The organism is Paenibacillus sp. P4_A7, from assembly GCF_056402455.1.
The window spans coordinates 1-822 of record NZ_JBFUHJ010000869.1 but is presented as its reverse complement, the minus strand read 5'-3'; the positions used below and the strand labels follow the sequence as shown (position 1 = coordinate 822).

The following is an 822-nucleotide window of genomic DNA, read 5'->3' as shown; positions in this document are numbered from 1 at the left end:
ATGTAGATAAGATAGCCTAAGTTGTACTCTGCTGCAAAATAGGGGAAAATAGAAGAGAACTTGAAATAAAAAGATCAAGGTAAGGTGAATTATATGATAATCATCAAGACAAGAGAAGAAATTATGAAAATGAAAATGGCGGGCGAGATTTTAGCAGCATGCCATCGAGAGCTTGAAGCATTCATTAAACCGGGCATAGCTACGATGGATATCGATAAGTATGTTGAGAATTTCATGAAAGAAAATGGTGTCACAGCAGAGCAAAAGGGCTATCACGGCTATCCGTATGCTACGTGCACCTCAGTAAATGATGTCATTTGTCATGGTTTTCCAAGTGATATGATATTAGCGGATGGGGATATTATTACGGTAGATATGGTCGTCAATCTGGACGGTTGGCTGGCGGACTCAGCTTGGTCTTATGCTGTAGGAAATATTTCAGAGCAATCACAAAAGCTGTTAGACGTTACGAAAGAATCGCTGTTTAAAGGTATTGAGCAGGCGGTGGTTGGAAATAGAATCGGAGATATTTCACATGCTATTCAAGTCTATGCAGAGGCTCAAGGGTTCTCGGTAGTACGAGATTTTATTGGTCACGGAATTGGACAGAAGATGCATGAAGAACCTCAGGTTCCTCATTACGGTCCGCATAATCGGGGCACTCGCTTGAAAGAAGGAATGGTCTTAACGATTGAACCGATGTTAAATACCGGAACCTATCGTACCAAGATTGATGCAGATGGTTGGACCGCTAGAACGTTTGATGGTGGACTGTCGGCGCAATACGAGCATACGCTTGCTATTTTGGAAGAAGGACCGTTG

The 822-nt window shown here is 42.2% G+C and carries 1 protein-coding gene; it reads left to right on the top strand.

All coding sequences use genetic code 11. The annotated features are described in order from the left end of the window. Positions 1 to 93 precede the first annotated feature (93 nt). Positions 94 to 822 (top strand): type I methionyl aminopeptidase (map, locus tag AC1DWN_RS34600; protein ID WP_477563322.1); only part of this gene is annotated, 729 nt, incomplete at its 3' end.